Source organism: Paenibacillus sp. RC84 (assembly GCF_041260495.1).
Classification (GTDB): Bacteria; Bacillota; Bacilli; order Paenibacillales; family NBRC-103111; genus Paenibacillus_F.
This window is the reverse complement of the sequence record NZ_JBGBYL010000008.1, coordinates 216,216-237,666: the sequence shown is the minus strand read 5'-3', so window position 1 is coordinate 237,666 and position 21,451 is coordinate 216,216. Positions and strand designations below refer to the sequence as shown.

The 21,451-nt window shown below is 56.3% G+C and carries 18 protein-coding genes; 5 read left to right on the top strand and 13 right to left on the bottom strand.

Features of this window, described 5'->3' with window-relative positions; translation table 11 throughout:
- Nucleotides 1-47: 47 nt before the first annotated feature.
- From ABH899_RS19240 to ABH899_RS19210, 7 genes are all read right to left on the bottom strand, one after another.
- Complete coding sequence (locus ABH899_RS19240) at nucleotides 48-638, bottom strand: DedA family protein (RefSeq protein ID WP_369999485.1); 591 nt, start codon at nucleotides 636-638, stop codon at nucleotides 48-50.
- A 382-nt stretch (nucleotides 639-1,020) separates the two neighbouring features.
- Entirely contained in the window at nucleotides 1,021-2,019 is a 999-nt protein-coding gene (locus tag ABH899_RS19235; RefSeq protein ID WP_369999483.1) for a zinc-dependent alcohol dehydrogenase, read from the bottom strand.
- A 59-nt stretch (nucleotides 2,020-2,078) separates the two neighbouring features.
- Complete coding sequence (locus tag ABH899_RS19230; protein WP_369999480.1) at nucleotides 2,079-4,406, bottom strand: helix-turn-helix transcriptional regulator; 2,328 nt, start codon at nucleotides 4,404-4,406, stop codon at nucleotides 2,079-2,081.
- Between the two features lie 77 nt (nucleotides 4,407-4,483).
- Nucleotides 4,484-5,362 (bottom strand): carbohydrate ABC transporter permease, encoded by an 879-nt coding sequence (locus ABH899_RS19225; RefSeq protein WP_009675769.1) that lies wholly within the window; start codon nucleotides 5,360-5,362, stop codon nucleotides 4,484-4,486.
- On the bottom strand, nucleotides 5,356-6,321 hold the full coding sequence (locus ABH899_RS19220) for an ABC transporter permease (protein WP_369999476.1): 966 nt from the start codon (nucleotides 6,319-6,321) through the stop codon (nucleotides 5,356-5,358). Before ABH899_RS19220 ends, ABH899_RS19225 begins: the two co-directional genes overlap by 7 nt.
- A gap of 87 nt (nucleotides 6,322-6,408) precedes the next feature.
- A complete protein-coding gene (locus tag ABH899_RS19215; protein ID WP_369999473.1) occupies nucleotides 6,409-8,001 on the bottom strand; it encodes an extracellular solute-binding protein in 1,593 nt (530 codons plus the stop codon).
- 138 nt (nucleotides 8,002-8,139) lie between these two features.
- Nucleotides 8,140-8,322 (bottom strand): hypothetical protein, encoded by a 183-nt coding sequence (locus ABH899_RS19210; RefSeq protein ID WP_369999470.1) that lies wholly within the window; start codon nucleotides 8,320-8,322, stop codon nucleotides 8,140-8,142.
- A gap of 319 nt (nucleotides 8,323-8,641) precedes the next feature.
- On the opposite strand from ABH899_RS19210, the gene ABH899_RS19205 reads away from it, so the two are divergent.
- From ABH899_RS19205 to ABH899_RS19185, 5 genes are all read left to right on the top strand, one after another.
- The gene (locus ABH899_RS19205) at nucleotides 8,642-10,396 is read left to right on the top strand and encodes an ABC transporter ATP-binding protein (RefSeq protein ID WP_009675730.1); all 1,755 of its coding nucleotides are present in this window, start codon (nucleotides 8,642-8,644) and stop codon (nucleotides 10,394-10,396) included.
- A 50-nt stretch (nucleotides 10,397-10,446) separates the two neighbouring features.
- On the top strand, nucleotides 10,447-11,124 hold the full coding sequence (locus tag ABH899_RS19200) for a response regulator transcription factor (protein WP_009675708.1): 678 nt from the start codon (nucleotides 10,447-10,449) through the stop codon (nucleotides 11,122-11,124).
- The gene (locus tag ABH899_RS19195) at nucleotides 11,121-12,194 is read left to right on the top strand and encodes a HAMP domain-containing sensor histidine kinase (RefSeq protein ID WP_369999465.1); all 1,074 of its coding nucleotides are present in this window, start codon (nucleotides 11,121-11,123) and stop codon (nucleotides 12,192-12,194) included. Before ABH899_RS19200 ends, ABH899_RS19195 begins: the two co-directional genes overlap by 4 nt.
- Nucleotides 12,195-12,420: 226 nt before the next feature.
- Entirely contained in the window at nucleotides 12,421-13,380 is a 960-nt protein-coding gene (locus ABH899_RS19190; protein WP_369999462.1) for a helix-turn-helix transcriptional regulator, read from the top strand.
- A 119-nt stretch (nucleotides 13,381-13,499) separates the two neighbouring features.
- Nucleotides 13,500-14,486: an ABC transporter substrate-binding protein gene (locus tag ABH899_RS19185; protein ID WP_369999460.1), complete on the top strand. Its 987-nt coding sequence runs from the start codon at nucleotides 13,500-13,502 to the stop codon at nucleotides 14,484-14,486.
- 221 nt (nucleotides 14,487-14,707) lie between these two features.
- Here the strand turns inward: ABH899_RS19185 and ABH899_RS19180 are convergent, their stop codons facing one another.
- The 6 genes from ABH899_RS19180 to ABH899_RS19155 form a co-directional block, all read right to left on the bottom strand.
- A complete protein-coding gene (locus ABH899_RS19180) occupies nucleotides 14,708-15,619 on the bottom strand; it encodes a winged helix-turn-helix domain-containing protein (protein ID WP_369999457.1) in 912 nt (303 codons plus the stop codon).
- A 166-nt stretch (nucleotides 15,620-15,785) separates the two neighbouring features.
- Nucleotides 15,786-16,751 carry an ABC transporter ATP-binding protein gene (locus ABH899_RS19175; RefSeq protein ID WP_009675723.1) on the bottom strand — a complete coding sequence of 322 codons (966 nt, stop codon included), beginning with the start codon at nucleotides 16,749-16,751 and terminating at the stop codon, nucleotides 15,786-15,788.
- Complete coding sequence (locus tag ABH899_RS19170; RefSeq protein WP_369999452.1) at nucleotides 16,748-17,728, bottom strand: ABC transporter ATP-binding protein; 981 nt, start codon at nucleotides 17,726-17,728, stop codon at nucleotides 16,748-16,750. Before ABH899_RS19170 ends, ABH899_RS19175 begins: the two co-directional genes overlap by 4 nt.
- 5 nt (nucleotides 17,729-17,733) lie before the next feature.
- Nucleotides 17,734-18,663: an oligopeptide ABC transporter permease gene (gene opp4C, locus ABH899_RS19165; RefSeq protein ID WP_009675689.1), complete on the bottom strand. Its 930-nt coding sequence runs from the start codon at nucleotides 18,661-18,663 to the stop codon at nucleotides 17,734-17,736.
- 12 nt (nucleotides 18,664-18,675) lie between these two features.
- Nucleotides 18,676-19,632 carry an ABC transporter permease gene (locus ABH899_RS19160; RefSeq protein WP_009675750.1) on the bottom strand — a complete coding sequence of 319 codons (957 nt, stop codon included), beginning with the start codon at nucleotides 19,630-19,632 and terminating at the stop codon, nucleotides 18,676-18,678.
- Nucleotides 19,633-19,707: 75 nt separating this feature from the next.
- Nucleotides 19,708-21,432, bottom strand: coding sequence for an ABC transporter substrate-binding protein (locus tag ABH899_RS19155; protein WP_009675757.1), 1,725 nt, complete (start codon nucleotides 21,430-21,432; stop codon nucleotides 19,708-19,710).
- Nucleotides 21,433-21,451: the final 19 nt, after the last annotated feature.

Below are 21,451 nucleotides of genomic sequence, written 5' to 3'. Positions count from 1 at the left end.
GCTGAAGGCCCGATTTATGCAAAAAAGCCGCCCTTCCGGGGGCAGCTTTAGGTTTGCGACTTTTTGGCTCTATTTCTCCAGAAGAGGATTAAAACCGCCGCGGCGCAGCCGATAACCAGGACGAGCTTCATTTCCGGGACGATCAGAAGCTGGGACAAATTGTAGCCCCACTGCCGCCCGATTCCGTAAAAAATGAGCGTCCATACCCAGGCTCCGCTATATGCGTACAGAGCGAATTTGGCATAGCGTGTGCCGTATGCGCCCATAAAAATCGGCACGATATACCGGACACACGGGATAAAACAACTGATGCAGAGCGCTGCCGTGCCGTACTTATCGAGAAGCTGCTCGGAAGACGCGAAATACCGGGCGAATCTTTCCTTTCCGCGCAGCCGGTTAATCAGACGTTTGCCGAATACCCGGCCGATCGCAAATCCGATCGTAACTGCCGTGATCAGCCCCAGAAAAATACACAGATAAACGAGCCAGGGATTAAGCAGCCCTTCGGCTCCGATAGCTCCGCCTGTCATCACGGTCACTTCATTGGGTACCGGAATGCCGAAAGGCCCCAGCGCCAGGGCCGCATAAAAAAACGTATATCCGTACTGGTCCACCAGCTCCAGGATGAGATCCCCCATCGCCCTCCGACCCCCTTCGTGTATCTATTAGGTACCTTTATGACTCCAATCTTAATCTAAAATTGTTACGTTTTTTTGATGGAGGACCTGAGAAATACCGGGAATACCGGTGCCTGCAAAAAAAAGGATACAAATAAGCGAAACGTCACCTTAGGACAAGGATCGGTTTCGCTTTGTTGACGTTATGATTTAACTGGAAGCGGCGCTTTCACGAGAGAACGTCCGGACGGTTCCGCATTGGCCGTCTCATGCCGCCGCAGCCGTTCATTCCGCGTGTAAAAGCCTCAAGCTTCCGGTCAAGGGGTCGGTCCGCATGAACAGGCCCGGGCCGCCGGTCAAGGGGTCGGTCCGAGCCCCTAGCGGCGGCTAAGCGGCCTCACCCTTAGTCCGCTCCGTACCGGAGCAGCATACCGAGCGCCGGTTCACTGCCGCGGAAGTTTTCGTACGCTTCCGCGGCCCGGCCGAACGGAAGCGAGGTCAACAGCGGGGCCGCCGAGATGCGGCCTTCCGCGAGCAGACGGATGTACTCCGCGGTATTGCGGCCTTCCGTCCAGCGGACGTAACCGACGGGGTAATCCCGGTTGTCGCGCTCGTACATAGGATCGTAGCGTCCGGGGCCTCCCGCCCGGGAGATCAGCACGCGGGCCTCCTTGCCGAACATCTGGCCGCGCGAGAAATTCGCGCTCACGTCGCCGACAAGGACGACCGAGCCGCGGTCCCGCAGCCAGCCGAACGCGCGGTTGATCAGCGGCTCGCCGTCGCCGCCCACGCAGAGCAGGACGCTGTCGGCGCCGAGGCCGCCGGTCACCCGCGCGAGCTGCGCTTCCAGCTCATCGGCGCCCGCGAACGCTTCCACGCCGCCGGTGCGCAGCCGCTCCGCGCGTCCGGCGTCAAGGTCCAGGCCCGCCGTCCGGATAGCGGCGGCGGAGGCGATCTGCGCCGTCAGGTTGCCGAGGATGCCGAGCCCGACCACGACGACGGACTCGCCGAACCGCAGGTCGGCCGTACGCAGCGCGTGGATCGCGATGGCCCCCAGCCCGGCGAACGCCGCCTCCTCCGGCCGGACGTGATCCGGCACCGGGGCGGCCAGGTTCGCCGGAACGGCCAGCGTCTCGGCGTGCCGGACGTAAGGGGCGCCGTAACAGGCGACGCGCTGTCCCGGCTCCAGGCCGCGGACGCCCTCGCCGGTCTGCGCGACGATGCCGACCGCGCTGTAGCCCAGCTCGACCGGCGTATCGCCGGACCGGCGGAGCATCGACAGCTCCGTTCCGGGGCTGATCGCGGAATACTCCGTCCGGATCAGAATATGCCCCGGAAGGAGCTGCGGTTCCTCCAGTTCACGCAGAACAATTTTTCCATGTTGTGCCGCAACGCATTTCATTTGCTTTTTCCTCCATACCCTTCGTCAGCTTCCCGTATGTCCGCCCGATTGCAGCCCGCTTATGGAGAGAGTGGTATTCGGGCGGGGTATCCCGGGGACGCATCCCCGTCAGGAAAGGACTTCCTGCGGTACTCGCTGGGCGAAATGCCGTTGTATTTTTTAAACGTGCTTGTAAAGGTCGACGAATTGAGATACCCCGACTTCTCGCCGATTTCCGCAACCGACCAGTCGGTCGTTTTCAGCCATTCCTTGGCGTGCGCCATCCGGACCTTGTTGAGATATTCCACGAAATTGACGCCGAACGCTTTCTTGAAGTAGTTCGAGAAATATTTCGGGGTCGTGCCCAGCAGCTCGGCCATATGATCCAGGTGCAGATTTTCCTTGTAATGCATGTTGATATACTGGGCGATGAATTCCGCTTCCAGCTTCGTGTCTCCCGCCGGTTTCCGCCATTCCGCAAAGCGGCGCGCGGCGTATTCCAGCGCGGTTTCGATCTCCAGGTAGTCCACCGCGTGATGAACCGACCGGATGAAGCCGTCCTGCATTCGGATCAGCTCCTGCTGGTCGACTTTGCCCGGCTCCACGTACTGCTGCATGTGATAATACATGCACTCGGCGACGGGAACGAGCTGGTGATGGTGGACATGCCGCTCCGCATTCTTCGCCAGAATGTCGCGGATCATCGCAAGGCATGCCTCCACGTTCCCGCCCGCGAGATGGTTGGAGAGCTTCTCGATTTCATGCAGCGGGAAATACACCTTCCACGTATACCGGATCGCCTGCGTGTCCGTGACGGGGCTTGCCTCCGAGAGATCCCGGTACATCAGGCCCCGCTTAACCTCGCGGTAAGCGTCCTGGCAGTACTGGATCTTGGAGGCGTAAAGCCTGCTGACGGCCGCCATGACGGCGACGTCCTTCAGCGGTCCGCTCCCGGCCTGCTTCAGCATCTGCCCCATGCGCCGGATGACCGGCTCACGGTCCGAAGGCCGGTCGAGGCCGATCAGCGCCAAGAACTGCAGGCTTCCCGCGTGGAAAACGGCGCAGTGGCCCCCGGCCCCTCCGGCCGCTTCACGCAGCACGGCCTGCAGCGCCTGCTCCAGGGAAGCGGCCCGCAGCGGCGCCGGCGGTTCGCTTCCGGCTTCCGGGCGTTCCTTCGGCCGCAGATGAATGGCGGCCATCATGAATTGGCCCGTCTGGAAGAAATCCGCGAAGATGTGCTGCATCCGGTTCTCGAATTCGCGCGAATGCGAGAATTCGTCGAGGGCATGCAGGAACACGCCGCGCCGGATTTCGGAATGCACCGTCTCCATCTGGATTTTGACGGAGGCATTCTCCAGCTGAATCTGCTCGATGCCGCTGCGGATACGGCTGTAATCCGCCTGCGGTTCCGAGTTTTTGCCGCCCAGCAGGCGGACCAGATCCCGGATCGGCCGGTACAGGTAGTGACTGAGCAGGATGGAAAGACCTACCGCCGCCAGAATGGCGATAATCATGATCATCCGGTTCCAGGCGACTACCGGCGCGGTGCCCGCCAGTTCCACCGGCATTTTATCAATATAAATAAAATCGTTATAGTCGGATTTATAAAACAGATACTCGTAATCCCGGCTTTTGACCGTCGCTTCCTGCCCCGGGTTAAAATACACCTCGTTCAGCATTTCCACGAGATCCCACTCCGGGTCCGTACTCAGAATACGGTTGCGCTCGGAATCCATCACCATCAGGGAAGTGCCCTGCATCATCGCGGTCTGGTTGACATGTTTCAGCAGCTTATCCACGTCGATCAGCAGCATAATGTTGTACGTCGAAATCTGATTGCTTCCCATCAGCACGATGAGATTGCGGTTCTGGACTAGCCGATCCGCCACTTTCACCTTGAATACGCTTGCAGGAATCACTTTCTGCGTCCGGTTCGTCTCGGCAAAAGACTTCCAGTACTCCGCGTTGTACGTATCGTGCCGGTACTGCTCGTTGAAGAGCGCCTGCAGATTCGTCGTCCCTTGTGAAGTAATCGCAAAGGAGGAACCTTTCTCGAACAGAACGACTTCTTCCAGATAATCCATCGATGACACCAGGGTCGTCATGTTTTTCTGCATCAGATACACGTCGTTCATGTTGATCCGGTCATCCTCCATCACCTCCCAAGACTTGTAGGGCAGGGCGTGGATCGAATAGATGAGGTCGTTCATTTCTTTGAAAGCCTGATCGAACGACCGGATGACGTGCTTCACAACCAGTTTGTTATTCTCGCTGACTTGACGATAAATACCCGAGATCGAATTCTCGAAGACCAAGTAATTGGATGCGAACATGACAACGGCCACGAGCAGAAGCGAAAAGAAAATCTTCAGCAGCCCCATGTTCACTTTCCAGCGGATCCTCGGCATATTCCGTCCCCCTCGCTCTTTAACGGAAATGACGCTGTTAGTTCCCTTAATCTTCGACATCCGGCCGGGCATCCCTTCTAGCCTTTTTCGGAGCCAAGCATAATGCCCTTGGCGAAATATTTCTGGGCGAACGGATAAATCAGCAGCACAGGAATCATCGAAATGAAGATGGTGGCGTTTTTCATCGCCTCCGGTGTCAGCGCGGCTTGGTCCACCAGCCCCGATTCCTTGGCCTGATCGAAGATAAGCATATCCCGGAGCACCACCTGCAGCGGATAGAGGTTGGCGTCGTTGAGATAAATAAGCGGCAGGAAAAAGCTGTTCCAATGGCCCATGAAGTAGAACAGGCCGATGGAAGCGAGCGCCGGCTTGGACAGCGGGATAATGATGCTGAACAGAATCCGGTACTCCGAGGCGCCGTCGATCAGAGCGGATTCACGCAAGGACGAGGACATCGACTCGTAAAAGCTTTTGAGAATCAGCAGTTCGATCGTCCAGATCGCGTTGGGCAGCACGAGGGCCCAGATGGAATCCAGCAGGTGGAGCTTCTGCACGACGATGTAGGTCGGGATAATGCCGCCGTTCAGGAACATCGTGATCACAATCGCGATCATAAAATATTTCCGTCCGAAGAACGTCTTCCGGGAAAGCGGATAAGCGGCCACCGCCGTCATCAGCAGGTTGATGAAAGTGCCCACGCCCGTGTACAGAATCGTATTGAGGTAGGCGCGCGGAATACGCGGATTTTGCAAAATCTCCTTGTAAGCGTCCAGGTTGAATCCACGGGGCCACAGGAACACTTTGTTCTGCACGATGTAAGCCGAATCGCTGAACGAAATCGCGATGATGTAGAGCACCGGATAGACGGTTGCGGCCGCGACCAGGCTGAGAATGATCACATTCATCAGATCGAAAAGACCGAATTTGCGGAGTTTGCTTCCCTTTGCGGTTACCATAAGCTGCTGCCTCCTGCTCTTCGGCTGATCATATTGCTGACCAGCAGCATCACGAGCGCGACTAGCGCCTCGAACAATCCTACGGCAGCGGCATAGCTGTAGTTCGTTTCAAGCAGACCTTTGCGGTAGACATACGTGGAGAACACGTCCGCCATATCGTAGGTCATCGGGTTGTAGAGCAGAAGCACCTTCTCGTAGCCGATCCGGAACATCGCGCCCGTTTTCAGGATGAACATGATCGTAAGGGTCGGCAAAATACTCGGAATCGTGATATAGCGCATCATTTGGAATCGCGTACAGCCATCCACGCGCGCCGCTTCGTACAAGGTCGGACTGACGCCGGCGATTGCGGCCAAATAAATAATGGCGTCGTATCCGATCGTCGCCCAGATTTCCGAGGACACGTAAATCGTACGGAACCATTCCGGGTCGATCAGGAAATAGGTCCGGGTAAAGCCGAGCGCCTCGATAATCGTATTGAGCAGCCCCCGGGTCGGCGACAGGAAATCAATAATCATGGAGGAGATAATGACGACGGACAGGAACGCAGGCAGATAGCTTAACGTCTGCACCGTCTTTTTGAAAAATTGCAGGCGCACTTCGTTGAGCAGCAGGGCGAACAGGATCGGGAACGGAAAGCCCCACAAGAGAGTAAACAAGCCGAGCAGGATCGTGTTGCGGAACAGCATCCAGAAATCTTGGCTGGAGAAAAACGCTTTGAAATGCTCCAGTCCCACCCATTCGCTGCCCAGGATGCCTTCATAGACGTTGTAATTTTTAAACGCGATAATCAGCCCGTACAGGGGGCCGTAGCGGAACAGGATGAAGAAGACGATACAGGGAATGAACAAAAGCAGGAGCTGGCGGTCCCTCTTGATGTGCCGCAAAATTTCCGCTCCTTTGGAACGCTTCGGTTGGCTGACCGCCGTTGGGGCCAGCTCGGACTGTGCCGGTTGCATGCAGGGAACCTCCTTCAAGGCGGAAGGGGCACCCGCCTTGCTGCGGATGCCGTCCGTCTTTGCTCTGTTTCTTGCGGTAGAGCGTGCTTACTTGCTGTCGAACCGTTTCTGCGCGTTGTTGTAGGCTTCGATATAGGCGGAAGCGCCCATTTTCTCGGCGGTTTGCAGCCATTCATTCCACTGCGCGTCGCCGTAGCTCTTGTTCAGAATGTACTTGGTGCTGAACTCATTGGCGGATTTCTGCAGAGATGTCAGGACATCGGCGATTTTCTTCGTTTCGGGATCGGTAAATTTCAGGACGGGGTCCAGCGCGTCGATCTTGTTGTTTTTGACCATCTTGTCCTGGGCCTCTTGCTCCTTCTCCGTAAAGTTGTAATACACGCTGCGGCTGTCCGCGCGGACGTACATCCCTTCCAGCCAGAGTCCGTAGCGGTCCTTGAGGACGCCGATGTCGACGTTCGGCACGTCTTTCAGCTCGGGATAGACGGCCTTGCCGCCTTCCATCTTGAAGGTCTCTCCTTCGACGCCCATCGTGACCAATGCCGCCCCGGACGGGCTGGACAAGTAATCGAGCAGCTTGAGCGCCACTTCCTTGTTCTTGTTGTTGGATACGACGATGCCGTAATTGTCGATCTTGGAGAGCTGCTTGATTTTGCCTGTCGGTCCTACCGGATTCCCGTAGCGCAGGTTGTAGTCCGGGTTCTGGGACTTGACCTGGTTATGGAACAGATCCAGACGGCCGATCCAGTCGAACGTGACGAAAGACTTGTTGTTCGTCGTCATTTTGGCGGTCCAGGACGCATCGGTGTCGGTGACGAATTCGGGATCGAGAAGTCCCTCGTTGTACAGCTTCTTCATGAAATCGAGCATTTGCTTATATTCCGGCTGGATAAAAGCAAGCTTCCACGTCTTCGCATTCTCGTCGTAGGCGGCCGGATAACTCGCTCCGCCGATCCCCCAGCCCGGCGCCCAGTCCCGGAAAATATAATCTTTCGTTTTGGACGCGTACGTATAAGAAGTCGGGTACGCTTCTTTCAATTTTTTCAGCGCCTGATAAAATTCCTCGGTGGTGTTCCATTCCGGGATGCCCAGCTTGTCGAAAATATCTTTACGGTACAGGAAGCCGTGATTGACATCCCGGTTGATGTTGTAAATCGGCCACGTATAGAGGTTGTCTTTGTCGTCGGACCAGGACTTCATCACCCAACTGCTGTCTTTGTTATCTACATAAAGGCTTTTGAAGTTAGGCAGCTTGTCGAGGTAGGAATTGATCGGAGTCAAAGCCCCTTGCGAACCTAATTTGTTGGCTTCCGCCGGTGTAAGTCCGTGAAACACGTCCGGCAGCTTGCCCGATGCCATCACTACTTTTAATTTATCTTTGTAGTTGGCGGTGGAATAGGCCTGGATGTTCAGCTTGATGCCGGTCCTTTTCTCGATTTCCTTCACGATGAGCTTGTTGCTCAAATCCGGATTGTCGCTGACCAGCATCCAGTTCAAGGTAACGGGTTCGTCTACCAGCGGAAGCTTGAGCCCGCCCGTGTCCCCGTAGTCTGCCGCGGCGGCGCTACTCGGTTTCGTACTTGCAGAAGATGCCCCCTCCTGCTTGCCCCCGGCGCACGCCGATGCGATCGATGCAAACAGCGTCAGGGATAAAAACGTCGATAGAAGCTTACGGGTCATACTTGTGCCTCCTTGACCTCAATGATGGATTTGCGCTTGAGGCGTTCCGGCTCTCCGGCTTTCCGGTGTTTTGCTTCTGGCGCCCTCAGCACATCCCCAGTATAGAAAGCCGGGAGAGATTTCGTAAATAAAGCGTTTTCATAAATCTGCGGATTTTTCTCTCCTGCTCCCCAAAAAATGATCAAAGTCCTTGACAGACAAGGGATCGAGACGATGTGGAAAATGATAAAGCGGTAGAAAATAATAAAATTTCCGTTCTTTGCGCAGATGTCCGCGGACATCAAAAAGATCGGGGATTCCTCCCCGACCTTGCTTCTGCATCTTGTTCCTCATCCCGGTTCTCGACCGCTTCACTTCACTGCTTGAGCCGTTCTTACTGGGACAACCCGACCGGAAAAACATATCATTTTCCGGTTTTTTAATGGAATTACGTGTTTTTTCTTGTTTTTACCAGTATATGGACTTATTGTTACCCCCGTGTTAGCCGGGTTTTAATCTTTCATGTAGTTGAGAAGGAGTCTCCTATTGAATTCCCAGTTAATATGGAGTTCATAAATGCATGATAAATTTACGGCATGGAATACAAACCACAGAAAAAGATTGTGTGGCCACACAGTTTTGCGGGAGGAGAACATTTGAGATGAAAGAAACTATACAAGACAAGAAAAAACTGGGGAATTGGCGGCTGTTTCTCCGCATGATTCAGGATACCCATCCTTCGAAGCTGCTTTTGATCGCCGCTCTCGTGATGAGCGTGGCAACGACCGGGGTCGGCTTTATCGTTCCCCTGTTTACGAAGAAGCTCGTGGACGGCTTCTCGATTCAATCGCTCGATCCGTGGCAGATCGGCCTGCTTGTGCTGGCATTCGTTCTGCAGGCGGTGGCCAGCGGCCTGTCCATTTACCTGCTCAACCGGGTCGGTCATCATGTGGTGGCGAACTTGCGCGACCGTTTGTGGAAGAAGCTGCTCCACCTGCCGATCTCGTTTTACGACACGAATGAATCCGGCGAAATGTTAAGCCGGGTAACGAACGATACCGCTGTCGTCAAAGAAGTCATCACGGAGCATCTCGCCAACTGTATCACCGGCATTTTATCCATTATCGGCTCGATTATCATCCTGCTTTTCCTCGATTGGAAAATGACGCTGGTCATGCTGCTGGCGGTGCCGCTGGCCATGGTCGTGCTCATGCTGCTCGGCAAAAAAATGTTCACCATTTCCCGCGGTATGCAGGAAGAAACCGCCAAGTTTACGGCGGTGCTCAACCAGGTTCTGCCCGAAACGCGTCTGGTCAAAGCGTCCAATGCCGAGGAAATCGAATACGAGCGTGGAAAAACGGGCATCACGAATCTGTTCCAGTTCGGCCTGCGCGAAGCGAAAATCCATGCGCTGATCAGTCCGCTCATTTCTTTCGTCCTGATGGCCGTGCTTGTCGCCATTATCGGATACGGCGGCGTCCGCGTATCGTCCGGAGCGCTGACTGCGGGTGATATGGTCGCCTTCATTCTGTATCTGATCCAGATCATTATTCCGGTCACCCAGCTGACCATGTTCTTTACCCATCTTCAGAAAGCGATGGGCGCTACGGAGAGAATGATGTCCGTCCTGGAGCAGGACGAAGAGAAACTTTACGACGGAGCGGTTTTGAAGGATGTCTCCCGGCCGATTCATGTCAAGGACGTCGATTTCGCTTACGGAGACGAGCGCATTTTAACCGGGCTGAACTTTACGATCGAGCCGGGCAAAGTAACGGCCATCGTCGGTCCGAGCGGCGGCGGCAAAACGACGACGTTCTCGCTGCTGGAGCGCTACTATAAACCGACGGGCGGCGCCATTACGCTGGGAGACACGCCGATCGAGCAGTTCTCGCTGAACTCCTGGAGAAGCCATATCGGCTACGTCGCCCAAGAAAGCGCCCTGATCTCGGGAACGATCCGCGATAATATCTGCTACGGGGTCGAGCGGGAAGTGACCGACGCCGAGCTGAACAAGGTCGTGGAGATGGCATATGCGGGCGAATTCATCGCCGAACTGCCGCAGAAATTCGACACCGAAGTCGGCGAACGGGGCATCAAGCTGTCCGGCGGCCAGCGCCAGCGGATCGCCATCGCCCGCGCGCTGCTCCGGGACCCGCAGATTCTGATGCTGGACGAAGCGACATCCAGCCTGGACAGCCAGTCCGAGATTTATGTCCAGAAAGCGCTGGACAATCTGATGAAGGGCCGGACGACACTCGTCATCGCCCACCGACTCTCCACCGTCGTGGACGCCGACAATATCCTTTTTATCGAAAAAGGACATATTACCGGAAGCGGCACGCATGAGCAGTTGTTCCAGACCCACTCGATGTACAAGGAGTTCGCTTCGCAGCAGCTGAGGCTTCAAGAAGCGTAAATTTCGCAAAGCTAAGACGATGACAGACTATTCTAAAGGAGGCACAGCCGATGGCGAACATTCTGGTGGTCGACGATGATGCGCATATCCGGGAGCTTGTGCTGATCTTTTTGCAGGCGGAGGGACTGCAGGTGTTCGAGGCTGTCGACGGGATCGACGCCCTCTCCAAGCTGGAGAATCACAAGATCGACATGGTCATTCTCGATATTATGATGCCGAAGATGGACGGATGGCAGCTGTGCCGTGAAATCCGTTCCCATCACGGCGATCTTCCCCTGCTTATGCTGACCGCCAAGGGCGAAACGAGCCAGAAGGTCAAAGGCTTCAATCTGGGGACCGACGACTATCTCGTCAAGCCGTTCGAGCCGGCCGAGCTGGTGGTCCGGGTAAAATCGCTGCTGAAACGGTACCGGATTTCGGTCTCGCAGGCGGTGGAAGTCGGATCGGTGACCATGAGGCGCAGTACCTACGAGCTTCTATGGAATAACGAGAGCCTGACGCTGCCCTTGAAAGAATTCGAGCTGCTGTTCAAATTGGGAAGCTATCCGGGCAAAACCTTCTCGCGCGACCAGCTTATCGAGGAGATTTGGGGCTACGATTACGCGGGCGACGAGCGAACCGTAGATGTGCATATCCGCCGGCTCCGGGAGCGGTTTCCCGAGGAGGACTGCGGCTTTAGAATCCGCACGATACGGGGGCTGGGCTACCGCCTGGAAACGGCGGAATGAGGAGAAGCTTCGCGGCCCGGGTCCGTGGGACTGTCCTCGTTCTGCTTGCCGCCGCAGCCATTATGCTGCTGTGCACCTACGTGGCGTACACCGGCTTGCCTTTCCTGTATTCCCTCCTCGGCGCGGAGCCGGGCCCGTACTGGAAGCAGGCGGTTTTCACCGCCGTCGTCTTCATTCTCTTCATCGGCTGTGTCGGAGCGATTTCTTCCTTAATGAGCAAAAGGCACATGCTCGTCTGGGATATGATCCAGGATGCCATGCGGCGCATCGCCAAGGGCGATTTCTCCGTCAGCATCGATTTGCCGATGGACGAGAAGGATCGGCTCGGCACGATCGTATCCAACGTGAATCAGATGGCCGTAGAGCTCGGAGCGCTGGAAAAAATGCGCCAGGAATTTATTTCGAACGTCTCTCACGAAATTCAGTCTCCTCTGACTTCCATCCAGGGCTTCGCCAAGGCGATCAAACGGGAAGATCTGTCGCCCGAAGCGCGGCTGCGCTATATTACCATCATCGAGGCGGAGAGCGAGCGCTTATCCAAAATCAGCGACAATCTGCTCAAGCTGACTTCGCTGGAATCGAAGCATCACCCCTTCGAACAGGTTACGTACAGGCTGGATAAGCAGCTTCGCAGCGTCGTGCTGGCCAATGAACCGAAATGGCTGGAAAAGAAGCTCGACATGGAGGTCGAGCTGGAGCCGATAGTGTGCCGGGCCGACCGGGATCTGATGAGCCAGGTGTGGATCAACCTCCTGTCCAACGCCATCAAATTTACGCCGGAGGGCGGTACGATCCGTATCGGGCTTTCCGTCTGGGAAGGCCGTGCCCGCGTGACCGTTGCCGACACCGGGATCGGGCTGACGGAGGAAGACCGGCAGCATGTGTTCGAGCGCTTTTACAAAGCGGACAAATCCAGGACCGCTTCCGGCGGAGGAAGCGGACTGGGCTTGTCGATCGTGCAGAAGATCATTGAGATGCACGGCGGCGAGATTTCGGTAGAAAGCCGGCCTGGCGAAGGCACCGTTTTCTTAGTGGAGCTGCCATTGGAGACTCAGGAGCCGGACGCGTGAAAATTCCGTTTTCCGCTTGTCCGCCCTTGGAAGCACAGGGACCCGATGAAACATAAACTCCTCTTTTTAAAAGCATACCTGTACCGTGACAGACCCCATGCCCGGAGCCGTGTGTGCCGTTTTTTCCGTGTTGCAGAAAGACTCCCGCCAAGAAAACCGTTGTTCAATTCCTCCGATTCCACTACAATGTTGATAATCATTCTCAACAAGTGGAGGCGTATCGGATATGAACAAGGTGACGAGGCCGGAGTCTTTTTCGATTTTTGACACCTACTTTGAAGCTATGATCCGTCATCACGGAACTAACGGGACTGAACGGACTGACGGCAAGTCCGGGCACACGTTGTCCCGGCTGGAAATCGTCCGGACCGACTGGACCATCCGCCGCGAAGGCGAAATCCGCTGCGCCTCTGAAGCCGCCATGGTCGAACTCAGCTTCTGTTTCGAAGGCTGCGGACAGGTAGAGGTTTCGGGCAGCGCCCACGACTTGCAGGAAGGCTCGTGTTCCCTGCAGCTTATGCGCGATTTCAGCGCATCCTTCCGATATGAGCAGGGGGCGCGGGTGCGGACTCTGGCGTTCGGGATGCCCGTGTGGCTGTTTAATGCGTACCACGGACCCGTTGCCGCGGCTTCCGCCAGTGCGTTTGACCGCCTGCTGGGCACGGATTCTTTCCGGCAGTTCCGCTGCCCCATTCTGCCCGCTACGAGGAGGCTGCTCCAGGAATTGGAGGACTGTCCGTATACCGGAGCGATGAAGGACATGTATCTGGAAGCCAAAGCGTTGGAGCTTTTTGCCGTTTATACAAACCGGTTTTTGTATGAAAGCGATTCGCAAGCCCCCGTATCCGGCACGCTAAGCCGTACCGACCGGCAGAAAATCCGTGAAGCGAGGGAAGAAATCGTCAAACGGATGGATGCCCCGCCCTCCTTGCTTGAGCTCTCCCGGATCGTCGGGATTAACGACTACAAACTGAAGCTGGGCTTTAAAGAGCTATACGGAACCAGCGTATTCGCCTATCTGCGCGAACAGCGGCTTCATAAGGCCGGCGAACTTCTCCGCACGGGCGATATGTCCGTCAGTGAAGCGGCGGCCCGGGTCGGTTATATGAATTTCAGCCATTTTGCCGAGGCTTTCCGGCGCAAATTCGGTATGAATCCGTCCGTTTATAGAAAAGAACCGCGATAAAATCCGCGGAAGGGCCGTTTCATCCGCCGCAGGGTAGCCGCTCCTCCTCACCCGTTGTATGATCATTCTGAGTTTAAGTGAGAATGATTATCATTTGATGAAAGAGAGGAATTTACCTCATGCGGTTTACCGGAAAAGATTTTCGATTAGGCGGCGCCCTGCTCCTGCTGTTGTTCTCAGCGGCTTGCGGAACCGCCGGACAGCAGTCAGGGAGCGGTCAATCGGCTGCGGAAGGGGCGGACGGCGCCTCCGGCCAAGCCGCCGTCCGGACAGTACGGGACGCCGGCGGCGAAGTCGCTATCCCGGCTAAACCTCTGCGCATAGCGGATGTTTCCGGTTCCACAGAGGAGCTGCTTGTCCTCGGTTTCACCCCCGTCGTCACGGGCAACACGGAGATGAGCGCGCCGACTCAACTGACGCCGATCCTGCAGAAGAAGCTGGGAGACGACATCGTGAAGGCAGGCTGGTTCCAGAGCGAAGTCAGCCTGGAAGCCATTGCGGCAGCTAACCCGGACTTGATCCTGGCCGGACCGGCACAGTCGAAGATTTACGACCAGCTCCGGACAATAGCCCCTACCGTTCGGGTCCCATACGGGTTTAACGCATTCCGGGAACGCTTTTCCTTCTTGGCGGAAACCTTGGACAAGAAAAAGGAAATGGAGGACTGGAGCAGCCGGTATGAAGCGGAAAGCCGAAAAATACAAGAGCGGATCACGAAGCTTACGGGGCGTGAGACCTTTGCCGTGATCGAAGCGACACAGAAAGAAATCCGCGTCTATGCCGAGACAGGCATCGCCGATATGCTGTACCGCGATCTCAGGCTGCCCAAGCCTCCGGGGACGCCCGATCCCGATCCTTGGGGCGGGAAGGTGCTGAGCCTGGAAGCACTGCCCGTCATCGATGCGGATCATATCGTCCTCTTGGCGGACAACGAGCAAAACGCGCTGGAGCAGAGCCGGCTGTGGAGCGGGCTGCGCGCCGTAAAAGCGGGCCATGTCTACCGGGTGACGAGCCGGCAAAGTTACAACGAGGCGTTCTTCGCACTCGGCAAAGAAAATCTGATCGGGCAAATCGCCGAAGATATTCTGGAAAAAAATAAACGTTAAGTACACTGCTGACGCCGAAAACGCAAAAAAGCCGGATCTCCGTAAAAGAGAAAATCCGGCTTTTTGCTTACTTCCCGGCTTCGGGCTTTGGGCTTTGGGCTTTGGGCTTCGGGCTCGGCTTCTTTCCGTGCTTTATGCCTTCGCCTCTAGCGGGTTTTGCCGTGTGCTCCCCCGCCTTTCAGCACGCCCGGTAACCGGCAAGCGGTCTCCCGCAGCTTCGGCTAGTCTTCAAGGTACTCCAGCAGCAGCTCCTGCAGCTCGCCCACGGCCGATGTCCGCAGGCTGTAACCCGTGACGGTTTCCCCCGTCACATGGGCTTTGAGCAGACCCGCGCACCGCAGGCTGAACAGATGCTCATGGGTGATCCCTTTGGATATACCCAAGTAACGCACCACCTCGATAAAGCTATGGGGTTCGCTGCGCAAAAAGCGGAGAATCCGCAGACGGCTTTTCTCGCTCAGGCTGCGGAGCATCCGGTACAATTTCGGCGACGGCCCTTCCTCGTGGTCGTGTCCGGGCAAACTGGCCGGGTACTGGCAGAGCGTAACGGGCCCGAAGCTGTAAAACACATTCCCCGGCACAAAGTGAACCTGCGGGGTCAACACGACCTTCTCCAGGCTGCCTCCCGGCTCGAAATACATGCCGCTTGTCGTCTGCTCCGCCAGTTCGACGGCAGGCATCCGTCCGATGAGGGCGCGGTTCTTCTCCGCGTCCTCTTCGAGAGCGGTTACGATGCCGGGCTCAACCTTGGCGAAGTACTGGCTGTTCCACTCCGACAGGAGGTGGACAAACTTGTCCCGCACCGCCTGCATGTCGGCTGGAAAGTTCTGGATGTACGGCGACAGGAGGACGTACAGATCCCCGAGGGACAAGCTTTCAAGCCACCGCAGGAAGCCGGGCACGCTTTTCTTTTCGGGAGACAAATAGGCGAAAAGAAAGATCAGCCGCCACTCCGGCGATAAATCCGTCGAATCGAGCTCCTGCCGGAAATCGTCCGTGAGTCCCGTACGGATTTCGGGGGCCCAGTCCGGGCCGAGATCGATTCTTTTATACCAAATCTTGCACAAATACGTATGCAGGCTGACGATCAGTTCGTTCGCAGGCTGAAACGAAAATTCAACTTCATATGCCAATGCCGTTCACGCTTCCCTTCGAACCCAGGCTGTAGCTGTCTGGTCGCCTGTACTGTATGCGCCCGTTCAGAGGAGGGCGGTCAGACAGCTTGCACGAGATACCCGGCGGATAATCCACTCGAATTCCACTCAAGTATACGGACTGCTAGAAGAAGTGTACATGGCGTCAAACCAAATGGCAAGCGACATAATGCTCGCCCCCCACGTTGCGGTATTCCGGAACGGCCTCCTTGCATACCGCCTTCGCGAACGGACACCGGGTATGGAATTTGCAGCCGGAGGGCGGATCTACCGGGCTTGGAATATCTCCGGTCAGCACGATTCTCTCCCGGCGGATCTCCGGATCGGGAATGGGAATGGCCGAAAGCAGTGCCCGCGTATACGGGTGAAGCGGATTCGCAAACAGCTCGTCGCGCGGAGCCAGCTCCATCAGGGAGCCGAGGTACATGACGCCGATCCGGTTGCACAAATGCTCCACGACACTGAGGTCGTGGGAAATAAAGAGATAAGTCAGATCCTTCTGATCCCGCAAATCGCTGAACAGATTAATAATCTGGGCCTGAATGGACACGTCCAGGGCGGATACCGGCTCATCGGCGACGATGAAATCCGGGTTTAGAATAAGCGCCCTCGCAATACCGATCCGCTGTCTCTGCCCGCCCGAGAACTCGTGCGGAAACCGGTCGATATGATGCGGAGCCAGTCCGCATACCGACATGATCTCCAGCACCCGTTCCCGGATCTCCGCCTTGGAGGCGAGCCCGTGGTCAAGCACGGCTTCCCCGATGGCGTCCCCTACCCGGATGCGGGGATTCAGGGAACTGTACGGGTCCTGGAAAATGATCTGCATGTCGGTGCGGAGCGTGCGCAGCTCCGGCTTGGACAGCGAGAAGATATCGCGGTCCTTGTAGATCACTTCACCGGCGGTTTTGTCCGTCAGACGGAGGATGGCCCTGCCGGTGGTGCTTTTGCCGCTTCCGGATTCTCCGACCAGGCCGAAGGCGTCACCCTTGTTGATCGTGAAGCTGATATCGTCGACCGCCTTGACGTGATTCACCGTCCGGTTCAGAAAGCCGCCGGAAACCGGGAAATATTTTTTTAAGCCTTTCACTTCAAGCAGTTTCGTGCTCACCGGACTCCCTCCTCGTATAACCAGCAGGCCGTTCTGTGGCCCGTGCCCGTCTCGAGCATCGGAGGCTGTTTCGTGCGGCAAATCTCCATGCAGTGCTCGCAGCGGTCGCTGAAATAGCACGATTCCTGCAGATCCACCAGCTTCGGCACCTGCCCCGGAATCGTGTACAGCCGTTCCTTGCGCTGGTTGACGACGGGCTTGGCCCGCAGAAGCCCCTGCGTATACGGGTGCTTCGGATTGCGGAACAGATCCAGCACCGGCGACTCCTCGATGACCTGACCGGCGTACATGACGACGACATGGTCGGCCATCTCCGCCACGACCCCCAGATCGTGCGTGATCAGCAGGATCGAGGTGCGGCGTTCTTCCTTGATCTTGCGCAGCAGATCGAGAATCTGCGCTTGGATCGTCACATCGAGCGCCGTTGTCGGTTCGTCGGCGACGAGCAGCCGCGGATTGCAGGAGAGCGCGATGGCGATCATGATGCGCTGCAGCATGCCGCCGCTCAGCTCGTGCGGGTAGCTCTCGTAGATGGACTCGGCGCGTGCGATGCCGACCATCGTGATCAGCTCCAGCGCCTGCTTCTTCGCCTGCTTCCGGGAGACGAGCTGGTGCTCGATAATAGGCTCGATCATCTGCTCGCCTACTGTGAGCACCGGGTTGAGCGACGTCATCGGCTCCTGGAAGATCATCGCGATCTCATTGCCGCGCAGATGGCGGATGTCTTTGGGCCCCGCCTTCAGCAGGTCCTTGTCGTCGAACCAGACCTCTCCCGCGACCGTCTTCCCGCCCGGCTCCTGAACGAGCCTCATCAGTGACATGGCGGTGACGCTTTTGCCGCAGCCGGATTCTCCCACGATGCACAGCGTCTCTCCTTCCTTCAGGCTCAGACTGACGTTGTCTACGGCTTTCACCGTTCCTTCATCGGTATAGAAATGTGTACTCATCTGTTTAATTTCAAGCAATGGTTTGTTCATTGCGCTCACCTGCTTTTCATTTTCGGATCCATGGCGTCTCTCAGTCCGTCACCCAGCAAATTCACGGCAATGACCGTGATAAAGATGGCGAAACCCGGAGGCGCCCACAACCACGGCCGCTTCTGGAAATCGATCAGCGAATTGGCCGCGTCGATCATGTTCCCCCAGGAGGCCGTCGGAGGCACGACGCCGAGCCCGAAGTAGCTCAGCGTCGACTCGCCGATGATGGCCCCCCCAACCCGCAGCGTCGCGACGACAATCAGCAGCGGAACCGTATTCGGCAGCAAATGATGGAACAGTTTGCGCCGGTCCCTCAGGCCGAGGGCATCGGCGGCCTGGATGAATTCGCGTTCGCGCAGACCCAGAATCTGGCTGCGCACCATCCGGGCGAGTCCCGGCCAACCCACCAGGCTGAGCATGATCATGACGATATACAACCGGTAATCGGACGGCACTTTCCATTCGGACAAGACGGCGCCCATAATGAACAGCATCGGCAGTTCGGGAATCGTCATCAGCACGTCGGCGACGCGCATAATGACTTGATCGACGACTCCCCGGTAAAAGCCCGCGAGGATGCCGAGCACCGATCCGATCAGGACGGACAGCACCATGGACGCGAGGCCGACCGTAAGCGAAATCCGGCCCGCCTGCATAAGCCGGGTCAGAATGTCGCGGCCCAGCTGGTCCGTACCGAGCCAATGCTTCAGGCTTGGCGGCGCCTTAATCAGAGCGGCATCCACTTTGCCGGAGCTGTACGGCGAGAAAAACGGGCCGATGAAGCAGAGCAGAAATATAAAAATAAGAACGCCCAGACCGAGCATGGCCATCTTGTTCTTCCTGAGCCTCAGAAACGACTGTTTCCACAAAGAAGACTTAGGAGCCGACGGCTGTCCTGCCGCCGGGTTTATCGTATGTTGAGCGCTGACTGGCATGCAAGAGCCCTCCTATTTCAATCTTACGCGCGGGTCCGCCACGCGGTAGAGCAGATCGGCGATCAGGTTGCTGATCACGGTCAAGGTCGCGATAAAGATCGTGAACCCCATCAGGACCGGATAATCCCGTACGGAAAAAGCCTGCATGTACACCTGCCCGATCCCCGGCCAGTTAAAGATTTTCTCCGTGATGATCGCTCCTCCGAACAAGGAAGGGATCTCGAAGCCGAGCAGGGTGATGGCGGGCAGCAGCGCATTGCGCAGCGCGTGCTTGTATACGACCGTCTTCTCCTTGAGCCCCTTGGCTCTTGCGGTCCGGATAAAATCCTGCTTGATGACCTCCAGCAGATTCGTCCGGAAATACCGGGTCAGCGATCCGACGCTCAGCATCGTCAATACGGCAACCGGCAGAGCCATGTGTCGAACGACCTCCCATGCGTAAGCCAGACCGGTCGACGTGCTGCCGGTTGTGGTTTTGCCTCCCGGCGGAAACCAGCCGAGGTCGACCGCAAGCAGCTTAATAATGAGTAGCCCCACGAAGAAGGCCGGAAGCGACATGGCGGCGAAGACCAGAAACGTAATCAGGGCGTCAAACCAGGAATACTGCTTCGTAGCCGAGAAAACCCCGATCGCTATCGCGATCAGCCACGTGAAAATCATGGAGGTGAACGCGATCAGAAAGGAGTTGCCGATAAAGTTGACGACCAGCGAGGTCACCGACTGCTGGTACTGCAGCGAGAAGCCCAGATCGCCCTTGAGCAGATTGCCCAGCCAAATAAAATAACGCTCGACGACCGGCTTATCCAGCCCGTACAGCTCTTTCAGCTCGATTTTGCGCTCCATGGACAGCTTCGGATTGGAATCGACGAAGTCCCCGGGCGTCAGCGCATACAGCATAAAAATGAGCATGGATGCCCCGATCAGGGTGATCAGCATATAAATCAATCGTTTGATTACGTAAGACTTCATTGTGTACCTCCCAAGAAAGATGCCCAGCCTGTAAGCTGGGCATGACTCTTTCCGCTATTGATAGGATAGAAAAGACTACTCGATCTTCAGCTTAGGCAGGCTGGAGGAAATGCCCGTGTAGCCGTTCGGTTTGAAGCCTTCGATTCTCGCGTTATGCGCGGAAATGATTTTCCGGTACGTCAGCAGAATGTACGGCGGATCGTCGGACAGTTCCTTGTACAGCTCTTTATAAGTCGCTTTTCTCTGCTCGATGTCAAAGGAAGAGATTCCTTTCTCGATCAGCTCATCCACTTTCGGATTCGCATAGCCGTTCGTATCGGTGAAGCTGCTTTTGTTCTTGGAATAGAAGCTGATAACACCGTCGGACGGATCGGGCAGCAGCGTGGTCGAGAAGGAAGCCAGATCGTGATCGCCTTTGCTTGTTCTCGCCAGCAGGGCGTTGTAGTCCATCAGTTCCGTTTCGAGCTGGATGCCGATGTCCTTGTAATTTTCTTTGGCAATCGGAACGAGCACGTCGCTGAGCGGGCCTTTCGTCGTGAAGTAATGGACGACCAGCTTCGCTCCGTCTTTCTCCCGAATGCCGTCAGCTCCCGGTTTCCAGCCCGCATCATCGAGAAGCTTCTTCGCTTTTTCCTGATTGAACTTGAACGTATTGACGCCTTCTTCGGTATAAGCCCAGGAAGCGGGAGAAATCGGCACGTTCGCTACCTGACCGTAGCCCTGGTAGGCGGCTGCGACGATTTTCTCGCGGTCGAGGCCGTAAATAAACGCCTGACGGACGTTTTTGTCTTTAAAAATCGGCTTGCTGTGGTTGAACTTGATAAAGCTGTAAGCCGTAGAAGTATAAATGTTTACGTTCGCGTAGCCGAGACCTTTGAGAAGCTCCAGGCTGTCGTCGTTGGCCGGATAAGCGCTGTAATCCACTTCTCCAGTCTGGAAGAATTGCGTCGCGTCACCGGAGGTCGTTTTATAAATAAAATGTTCCACGGACGGCTTGCCGCCGAAGTAGTTTTCGTTCGCGATAAAGCGGACTTCCTGTCCCGGAATGAATTTCTCCAGTTTGTACGGGCCCGTTCCTACCGGCTTGGTATGGAGCGTTTTTATATATTCGAGATTGCCCGGCGTGTAGTTTTTGCCGTAGTAGGCTTTGGAAAGAACCTGGCCGCCCAGCAGTTGAAGCGCTCTGGCGTTAGCTTTCTCCGTCGTGATTTCGATCGTTTGCGGATCGATAACCTTGATGCCTTCGATTGTGGAGGCTTTGCCCTCTTTATAAGCCTGACCGCCTTTAACGGCCGTTTCCGTAATATCCGTTTCGCCGTCGTAAGCTTTGTCGTAGAGCACGCTCAGGGTGAACGCTACGTCATCCGCGGTCAGCGGGGAACCGTCGCTGAATTTAAGGTCTTTTCTAAGATGGAACGTATACTTCAGCCCGTCCTGGGAGATGTCCCATTTCTCGGCCAGAGCCGGGATCGGCTTACCGGTTTCGTCGATGTCGACCAGCGGCGAGAACATGACCGAGGTTACATTGCCGTCATAGCCGTTGTGATAGAAATAAGGATTGAACACTCCGCCGGGTTCCGTGAGCGTAACCACGACCGTATCCTTCCTTGCGGTAGCGGCGGCCGGCGACTTGGATTTGTCGGTTGCGGCAATAAATTGATCCGCACCCGTCTGCTGTTTGGCCTGCTCGTCCGTTTTCGGCGCTTCCGATGCGCCGGGTGTCCCGGAGCTGCTGCAAGCCGACAAGGCCAGTGAAGCTGCCAAAATCAGACTAACCGCGTATGAAGCTCTTTTTTTCATGATAGTTCCTCCCCGTTTT